Source organism: Novosphingobium sp. 17-62-19, from assembly GCF_002256775.1.
In the GTDB taxonomy this organism is placed as follows: Bacteria; Pseudomonadota; Alphaproteobacteria; order Sphingomonadales; family Sphingomonadaceae; genus Novosphingobium.
Window position 1 is genome coordinate 1 of the sequence record NZ_NCII01000119.1, and the last position, 8230, is coordinate 8230.

8 protein-coding genes and 1 pseudogene are annotated in these 8230 nt (G+C 61.6%); 6 read left to right on the forward strand and 3 right to left on the reverse strand.

Going from position 1 to position 8230, the window contains the following annotated elements:
• Positions 1 to 362: 362 nt before the first annotated feature.
• The 4 genes from B7X90_RS16990 to B7X90_RS17005 all read left to right on the forward strand — a co-directional run bounded on the left by B7X90_RS16990 (position 363) and on the right by B7X90_RS17005 (position 3160).
• A complete protein-coding gene (locus tag B7X90_RS16990; RefSeq protein ID WP_292626458.1) occupies positions 363 to 797 on the forward strand; it encodes a TIGR01244 family sulfur transferase in 435 nt (144 codons plus the stop codon).
• Between the two features lie 16 nt (positions 798 to 813).
• Positions 814 to 1257 carry a hypothetical protein gene (locus tag B7X90_RS16995; protein WP_292626461.1) on the forward strand — a complete coding sequence of 148 codons (444 nt, stop codon included), beginning with the start codon at positions 814 to 816 and terminating at the stop codon, positions 1255 to 1257.
• A complete protein-coding gene (locus B7X90_RS17000; RefSeq protein WP_292626462.1) occupies positions 1254 to 2153 on the forward strand; it encodes a sterol desaturase family protein in 900 nt (299 codons plus the stop codon). Before B7X90_RS16995 ends, B7X90_RS17000 begins: the two co-directional genes overlap by 4 nt.
• Positions 2154 to 2260: 107 nt before the next feature.
• Positions 2261 to 3160: an iron-containing redox enzyme family protein gene (locus B7X90_RS17005; RefSeq protein ID WP_292626465.1), complete on the forward strand. Its 900-nt coding sequence runs from the start codon at positions 2261 to 2263 to the stop codon at positions 3158 to 3160.
• Here the strand turns inward: B7X90_RS17005 and B7X90_RS17010 are convergent.
• Complete coding sequence (locus B7X90_RS17010) at positions 3157 to 3771, reverse strand: TetR/AcrR family transcriptional regulator (RefSeq protein WP_292626467.1); 615 nt, start codon at positions 3769 to 3771, stop codon at positions 3157 to 3159. The two genes, B7X90_RS17005 and B7X90_RS17010, sit on opposite strands and share 4 nt — an antisense overlap.
• A 164-nt stretch (positions 3772 to 3935) precedes the next feature.
• Between B7X90_RS17010 and B7X90_RS17015 the strand changes: the two genes are divergently transcribed.
• Positions 3936 to 6275 carry a TonB-dependent receptor gene (locus tag B7X90_RS17015; protein WP_292626471.1) on the forward strand — a complete coding sequence of 780 codons (2340 nt, stop codon included), beginning with the start codon at positions 3936 to 3938 and terminating at the stop codon, positions 6273 to 6275.
• A 179-nt stretch (positions 6276 to 6454) separates the two neighbouring features.
• Positions 6455 to 7258 (forward strand): YkgJ family cysteine cluster protein, encoded by an 804-nt coding sequence (locus B7X90_RS17020; RefSeq protein ID WP_292626473.1) that lies wholly within the window; start codon positions 6455 to 6457, stop codon positions 7256 to 7258.
• Here the strand turns inward: B7X90_RS17020 and B7X90_RS17025 are convergent.
• Both B7X90_RS17025 and B7X90_RS17030 read right to left on the reverse strand, forming a co-directional pair.
• A complete protein-coding gene (locus B7X90_RS17025) occupies positions 7222 to 7851 on the reverse strand; it encodes a hypothetical protein (protein WP_292626476.1) in 630 nt (209 codons plus the stop codon). The genes B7X90_RS17020 and B7X90_RS17025 overlap by 37 nt on opposite strands.
• A 141-nt stretch (positions 7852 to 7992) precedes the next feature.
• Positions 7993 to 8230 (reverse strand): annotated as a pseudogene (locus tag B7X90_RS17030) (protein CapI); the annotation flags it as partial.

Here is an 8230-nt window from a genome sequence, read left to right on the forward strand (position 1 = left end):
CTGCCGCGACCGCGCCGCCCTCTGTCAAAACCCATAGAAATCAATAGACCTTCAATCCGCCCCAACCTTCACGGCACCGCAAGCCGGACGCGGGAGCCGGCGGCGCGACGAGGGAATCGATGGGCGACCTACCGGCCGACACCCTTCCTCTGCGATCGAGACTATAGAGCAAAAATGCCGGACCGCTAACGGAATCGTCAAATTCCACACATTTCGTCCCGAAAACTGTGGCTTTCATGCCAATTGGCGCACCGCACTCCGTCCAATTTCTATCAACAGCGGCAGTCTTGCCCGCAAGCGCTGCTTTGGGCACAAGCACCGTCGGCCAGAAGCGATGCCACAAGCGACAGGAAAAATGCGCGATGTTCCGCAAAATTGATGACAAGACCTATGCCAGCCCGCAGATCGGCATTGCCGAAGTCGCCTATGCCAAAGCGCTGGGCATTGGCCTGATCATCAACAATCGCCCGGAACACGAAGCCGACGATCAGACGCCCGGCCCGCAGATTGAAGCCGCCACCCTTGAGGCTGGCATGGCATATATCGCCATCCCCGTCAGCCACGCAGGGTTTTCAATGCCGCAAGTCGAGGCGATGCAGCAAGCCTTGATGCAAGCCGGCGATATGCCGGTCCTTGCCTATTGCCGTTCGGGCACACGCTCCACATTGCTTTGGGCGTTGGCGCAGGCACGATCAGGGATGAACCCTGATGAAATCGCCTCCAAGGCTGCCGATGCGGGTTACGATATCGCCCCGATCCGCGCCACGGTAGATATGCTCGCGGCGCAGGCTGGCTAGCCCAGTCGCCCAAGCCATGGACCTTCTCGATCAGTTCCTTGCCTTCCCCGGCGCGGCCCTTGCCTTGCAAGCACTGGCCTCACTGGGCGCGATCCTTGCGTTGGCATGGCTGGCACGCAGACTGCAATTGGGCGGAGATCCGCGCATTCAGGGCGAAGAACATGCTTACGCCCTTGCCGATGAAGCCATATGCGGGTTCGATGCGCAGGCCATCGCGGTTGATCGTGCGGGGATCGGCGCCATCGCGCGTGATACTACAGGGCGCGTCCTTTTGATTCGCCAGCACGGAAGCCACTTTGCCGCACGCGAACTGGTCAGCCTTGCAGGCGTGCGGCTCGATGGCCGCTTTCTCACGTTGTCCACCGATGACCGCCGCTTCGGCACGATCACGCTCGACCTTGGCGATCAGGCGCAAGTCTGGGCCGCCAGCCTGCGTCGGCTGGGAGCCGCACGGCCATGAAGTCTTTCGATATCGTCACTTATGCCATCCCCGCCTTCGTCCTGCTGGTGATCGCCGAGATGATCTGGGCCGCTCGTCGCGCGCCCGAAAAATACGAACCGCGCGATACACTCACCAGCCTCGCGCTCGGCCTTGGCAGCACCATCGCGGGCGCGCTCACCGCCGGGGTCGTTTTTGCCGCCGCCATGTGGCTCTATGATCACCGCGTTCTGACCGTGCCGAACCTGTGGTGGGCCTGGATCGCCTGTTTCGTGCTTGATGATCTCAACTACTACTGGGCACACCGCACCGGCCACCGCGTTCGCTGGTTCTGGGCGAGCCACGTGAACCACCACACCAGCCAGCACTACAACCTGTCTACAGCCCTGCGACAGACATGGACCGGCTTCTTCGCGCTGTCCTTCATCTTCCGCATCTGGCCCGCATTCCTCGGCTTCCACCCGCTGATGATCCTGACCGTGGGCGGCGCAAACCTCGTCTACCAGTTCTGGATTCACACCGAGGCGGTCGGCCGCCTGCCGCGCTGGTTCGAGGCAGTGTTCAACACCCCCTCACACCACCGCGTCCACCACGCCACAAACCCGCTCTATCTGGATCGCAACTACGCCGGAGCGCTGATAATCTGGGATCGCCTGTTCGGCACCTTCCAGCGCGAGCGGGGCGACATTCCCATCCGCTACGGCATCATCAAACAACTCGGCAGCTTCAACCTGCTCCACGCCGTGTTTCACGAATGGCGCGGGATGCTGGCTGACGTGTGGCACGCTCCGTTCCGCCACAAGTTGTCCTACCTGCTCCGCCCGCCCGGCTGGAGCCATGACGGAAGCCGCGAAAGCTCTGACGCCATCCGCGCTCGTTGGCTGGAAAAGAATGCGCGACACGATTCAAGCCTATGAATTCCCACAACAATTCAGCCTGCCGCTAAAGAGCTTCGGCTCAACGCGCCGCAAGCCACACTGCGATTCCTAATGGAACACCGCCGCACGCCCGGCGTTTCCTCCCCATGCAAACGATCCAGCGCCTCCGCCCTGAAACCCAGAACCGCTTCTGCAATGGAAGCTTCCAGCAGGCCCTCGCCCAGTGGAACCGGCAGCGGTTGACCCCGGCCTTTCCGTCCCATGACTGGGCCAGTCATTTTGAACACGAAGCGCGTATGCGAATGCTTGAGGCAAGCTTCCTCGAAGAGCTTCGCGCCGAAATCCACGATGAAGCCTCGGTCGCCCCCAGCGATGCCGAAGCTTTTGTCGAATGGTTTGAAAACCTCAAGCACACTGGCCCTGGCCAAGGCGACGCGCTGTTCCCGTGGCTCGCCGAAGAAGCGGACATCGATCAGATGCGCTGGTTCTTCGAGCAGGAAGCCGCAGGCGAAGCCGGTTTCGACGATCTGGTGGCGCTCACCCAGATCAAGCTTCCCGAAGCGCCAAAGCTTGAACTTGCCCGCAATTACTGGGACGAGATGGGCCGTGGCAACCCACGCGGGATGCACGGCCCGATGCTCGCGACGCTGGCCGATACGCTCGCCGTGGAGCCCGCCATCGAAACCACCGTCTGGGAAAGCCTCGCGCTGGCCAATGCTATGACCGCCATGGCCACCAATCGCGGCTTCGCGTGGCACTCTGTCGGAGCGCTGGCCGTGATCGAACTGACCGCTCCCGGTCGCTCTGCTCTTGTCGCCAAGGGCCTGCGCCGGATCGGCCTGAGCGAGCGTGAGCGACGCTATTTCGATCTCCACGCCGTGCTGGATGTGAAGCACAGCGAAGACTGGAACCGCGAAGCGTTGATCCCGCTGGTGCGCGAAGATCCAACCCGTGCCACCGCGATTGCAGAGGGTGCGTTGATGCGCCTGACTTGCGGACAGCGCTGTTTTGATCGCTACCGCGAATATCTTTGGGGCAAGTGCTAGGGCTTCACCCCCAACCCATCCCCCAGCAAATCCGCAGCAACCTCGGCGATTTCCTCCACCGGTCGCGCATCGTCCCACACGCCGAAGCGCAGGCCCAGGAACACGTTCATGCCCATGATCGCCCAAGCGCGCACGTCCTGTTCGCCATCGCGGACCGTCCCTGCCTTCACCCCTTCGGCCAGACGCGCGGCAATGCGGGTGGCCGTGCCTTCGTAATGTGCGCGATAGCTGGCCGGGTCGGCGAACTCCGCCTCGTCGATGATTCGATAGATTTCCTTGTGCTCGCGCGCAAAGTGCAGGAACCCGCTCAGCGCCTCACGTTCGCGCTGCAATCCGGTTGAGCCTTCGCTTACGGCCCCTGCCGCCGTCGTGGCCACGCGGGCCGACATATCGCGCACCAATGCGGTGAAGATCGCGTCCTTCGAATCGAAGTAGGTGTAGAAGCTGCCCAGCGCCGTCCCCGCCCGCCGCGTGATTCCGCTGATCGACGCTTCGTGAAAGCCCCGCTCCCCGAACTCCGCCGCAGCTGCATCCAACAACTTGCGCAGCGTCTCTCGCCCGCGCGCTGTGCGGGGCACTTTGCCCGGACTGGCAGCGCTGGTTTCCGCCATGAAACTCTCCCTCCGACAACTGCCACCCCACCAGCCTGTTGCCATTTCGCCACGATTCGTAGCGACCAAAGGCGAATATCACAACGAGAAGTTGAAAGGTGGTTCAACTTTCAATATTGAGGACCCCACACGGACGAAGCAGTCCGCGAGAGGGAGCCTGATTGATGACCCGAATTTCCACGCGCGCCGCCTTGGCCGCAACTGCCGCGCTGTTTGCGCTGCCCGCCGCACCTGCCTTTGCACAGGAAACGCCCGCCGCCGTCGAAGACGCATCCGATGTCTCCACCGGCGAAATCCTCGTCATCGCCCGCCGCCGGGAAGAGCGCCTGCTCGACGTGCCGATCTCGATCTCGGCGCTCAGCACCGAAGCGCTGGACAAAGCCGGGGCCAAGGACCTGTCGGGCATTCAGGGCGCCATCCCCAACGTCAACATCGTGCAGGGCCGTGGCTCGGCCAGCAGCGCCAACTTCTTCATCCGCGGCATCGGCCAGCCCGACGCGCTGCAAACCTTCGATCCGGCGGTCGGCGTCTATGTCGATGGGGTCTACCTCAGCCGCATCCAGGGCGCGCTGCTCAACCTGTTCGATGTGGCCCGCGTCGAAGTGCTGCGCGGCCCACAGGGTACGCTTTATGGCAAGAACACCATCGGCGGCGCGGTCAACGTCGTGTCGAAGAAGCCGGACCTCAATACCCTGCGCGGCGAAGGCGCGATCACCTACGGCCGCTTCAATGAAGTGACCGCCAAGGGCTATGTCTCGGCCCCGCTCGTGGCAGACAAGCTCGCGCTCTCGGTCGCGGGCGTCTATGATGATCGTGACGGCATCGTCACCGATCCGCGCAATGGCGACAAGTACAACGATCGCAACAACCTGTCGGGCCGTGCCATCCTGCGCGCGCAGCCCACCGAAACGGTCGAAGTCCTGATCGCAGGCGACTACACCCGCCAGCGCAACGCCCTCACCCTTGGCCAGAACACCGCGCCGCTTGTGGGCTTCGATTACAACGCCACCTTCACCGCGCTCACGCCCTTCACCATCGCACCCGCTGCGGCTGGCGAATGGGACTACAAGGCCTCCACCAGCTTCAACAACAACGAAGGCCAGAAGCTCGATCACTGGGGCGTAGCAGGCACGATCAACGTAGATCTGTCCGATGCGCTGCAACTGTCTTCGATCACCGCCTATCGCAAGCTGAAGACCGACTTCTTCGTCGATATCGATGGCACCACTGCCGAAGTGGGCGACGTTTTTGTCGGCACCCGCCAGCACCAGTTCAGCCAGGAACTGCAGCTCAAGCTTGATGCCGACAAGCTCAAGGGCCTGCTCGGCCTCTATTACCTGAACGAGCATGTCACCTCGCATCAGGAAGCCTATGCCGACAGCTACTTGCGCTATGTGGGCACCCCGCTCAACTTCCTGCGCACCATCGATGACGAACAGGACACCAAGTCCTATGCCGCCTTCGGTCAGCTGACCTATGATTTCACCGATGCGCTCTCGCTCACCGCAGGCCTGCGCTATACGCGCGAAACCAAGGAATACTTCCGCACCACCACTGCCACCACGTCCAGCCCGGTATTCCCGGCCATCGTGATCCGCAGCACGTTCACCTTCCCCAACAACCTGCCCGCCCCGTTCAACACGGCTGACAGTGTAACCTATGAAGCGTGGACCCCTTCGGCCACGCTGGCCTACAAGCCTTCGCAGAACACGATGGTCTATGCCTCGGCCAGCCGTGGCTTCAAATCCGGCGGGTTCAATGGCCGCGTCAACGGTATCGGCGATGTCACCCAAGTGGTGAACGGTGCCACGGTGATCGTCCCCACGTTCGAGCCCGAAACCGTGTGGACCTATGAAGTCGGCGCGAAAGGCTCGTTCCTCGATGGCCGCGTCAACATCTCGGGCGCTGCGTTCTATTCGGATTACGAGAACTTCCAGGCCCGCGTCGGCGGTGGCAACACCGGTATCACCGGCGGCAGCTTCCCCGTGCTCAACGCCGGCAAGCTGCGCATTCAGGGCTTCGAGTTCGACGTGAACGTGCGCCCCGCCACGCCCGTCACCCTGTTCGCCTCGGTCGGCTACCTCGATGCCGATTACAAGGAGTTCAACGACGGCCGCCGCGCGCCTGCGTTCAGCTGCAACCCCACCGGCAACGCCATCACCTGCCGCCCGGCCTTCGCCCCGCCGCTCACCCTGCGCGTCGGCGGTGAATATCGCATTCCCGTGGGCGAGGCTTCGCTCACGCTCGGCGGCGATGCCCGCTTTGTCGACAAGCACTTCCTCTCGGTCGACAACCGCCCCGGCCTTACCGAAGACGGCTATTGGCTCGGCAACCTCTATGCCCAGGTGGACTTCGACAAGTTCTACTTGCGCGGCGCGGTGCGCAACGTAGGCAACACGCTCTACAAGACTGATGGGCAGGAATTCAGCTCGGTCGGCAACATCCAGACCGTCTATTACGGCGATCCGCGCACCTGGAACGTCACGCTGGGCGTGCGCTTCTGATCTGACCGCACCAAACGGCAGGTATCCGCCTGCCCGTTCTGCAAAAGCCCCGGCCCGCAAAGGCCGGGGCTTTCATTTTGGCAAAGCGATCCCGCTCAAGTCTTTGCTTGCATGGATTTAAATTTCCCAGACTAATCACATGACTAAATCTTCACTGTTTCTTTAATATGCCCACATTGGTGGAAACTGTACTGTTCTATGCCGGTTTTCTAGGCTCTATCGCCCCGATGGAGATACCGTTCGACTGTACCCAATGTGGCCGCTGCTGCCATGACTTGCGGCTGACTTTATCTGTCGAAGAAGCACGGGCATGGGCCACAAACGGCCATCAGGTCGATCTTCTGGCCGAAGGCTGGGCATGGACCGACTACGCGAACGAGGCTGATCCGGCCATCGCCTGGCGCAAGGCCACCACCTTTTCCGCGATGGTGGGTGACGTTCCATTCCGCATAAACCTGCGCCTCGTCGCCCGGTATGAAGGCCCCTGCCCCCACCTTCTGCCTGACATGCGCTGTGGCAATTACGAAGCCCGCCCGCGCATCTGCCGCATCTACCCGCTGGAAAGCCGCCCCTTCGAAGCGATGACCCCGGAAAAGCGCCGCTGCCCACCCGAAGCATGGGGCAAGGGCCTCCCCGTTCTCGAACGCAATGGTGAACCCGCAGAAACCGAGCCACGCGCAATCCTCAGCCAACACCGGCAGACGATGGTCGATGACGTCCCCAGAAAAGCCCAGCTCGCCGCCGCGCTAGGCTTCACCGAAGCCGCCCTCGCAGGCGAAGGCCTCGCCACCTGCGAAGCCTCCCCCACCACGCTACTGGCCGCACTCGAAATAGCCGACCAGTCAAGAACCGCCCCTCGCCCGAACTGGTCCATCGTAACCAACCGCGAAACCACCCGCGCGATGCTGGCCGATCTGGACTGTCCCGCGCGGCTGGTGGCGACGGGCTACGGGTTCCTGTCGGCCTTCGCGGATGAGCGGTAGGGCTGCGGCTTGGTCGGGATAACTGTGTAGACCTTAGGCGCTGGCGCAGTTGTGATCGTTGGACGGATTCGCGGGTCTATTAGGAAATCCGCACATGCCATGCCCACATGCGAAGCTTTGTCGAGGTCATACAGGCCGGTAATGCCGACTGATTCGGCAATATCCGCTCTTGGCTTTGCCAAGGGATCAACGGCCTCAGACTTGTCCGGCAGGGTGCGCGTTCGAAGCAGGAACGCAGTGCGCATTGCCTCAAAGGCAGCCGAAAGCTCCGGCTTAGCATTCACATCAATTTCATCGTCGATTCGGCGCGTGTATATCCGCATGGGACCAACAAAAAAGGAAAGCGGGCGCATCTCGCTAAGGCTCGGCTCGGGGACCAGCTTTCTTATGGCCGCGACGGTCGCGGGAACAAGCGCAGAAGCATAACTTGCGCTCACTTCGCGCCTACTCTCGGCGACGGCCACACACCCTCTCTCAAGTCCGACTCGCTGGATTTCCGTTCGCAAAGCCGGGTCATCATAAATCACCCGATTTAATCTACTTGAAAGCCTGCTTTCTCGAATTGCCAATTGTTGAAGTGCAGCGTCGGACACCCCCGACTGCAAAACTGGCACCTCTTCTCTTTGTACCACGGCCGGATCAAACGCCGCGGTAGACGCTTGAAGCATAGCGAGAAGGGCCAAGATCATTAGAATAGGGGTACTTCACAAGCCCCTTTGATGCAAATCACCCCCTCAACCCCCATGAAATTCCTTATACCACCGCACAAAGTTCGGCACGCCCACATCGATGCTGGTCGTCGGTTTATACCCCAGATCCCCTGAAATCGCGTCGATGTCGGCAAACGACTGGCGCACGTCGCCCGGTTGCATCGGGAGCATTTCCATCTCCGCCTTGCGGCCCAGTTCGCTCTCCAGAATGCCGATCACTTTCATCAGGTGTTCGGATTTGTGGTTGCCGATGTTGTAGAGC

Bases quoted from the DNA above. Each gene is read 5' to 3' on its own strand.
- B7X90_RS16995 (WP_292626461.1), top strand. From the start codon at position 814: ATGGACCTTCTCGATCAGTTCCTTGCCTTCCCCGGCGCGGCCCTTGCC.
- B7X90_RS17010 (WP_292626467.1), bottom strand. From the start codon at position 3,771: ATGGCGGAAACCAGCGCTGCCAGTCCGGGCAAAGTGCCCCGCACAGCG.
- B7X90_RS17005 (WP_292626465.1), top strand. From the start codon at position 2,261: ATGCAAACGATCCAGCGCCTCCGCCCTGAAACCCAGAACCGCTTCTGC.
- B7X90_RS17000 (WP_292626462.1), top strand. From the start codon at position 1,254: ATGAAGTCTTTCGATATCGTCACTTATGCCATCCCCGCCTTCGTCCTG.
- B7X90_RS16990 (WP_292626458.1), top strand. From the start codon at position 363: ATGTTCCGCAAAATTGATGACAAGACCTATGCCAGCCCGCAGATCGGC.
- B7X90_RS17015 (WP_292626471.1), top strand. From the start codon at position 3,936: ATGACCCGAATTTCCACGCGCGCCGCCTTGGCCGCAACTGCCGCGCTG.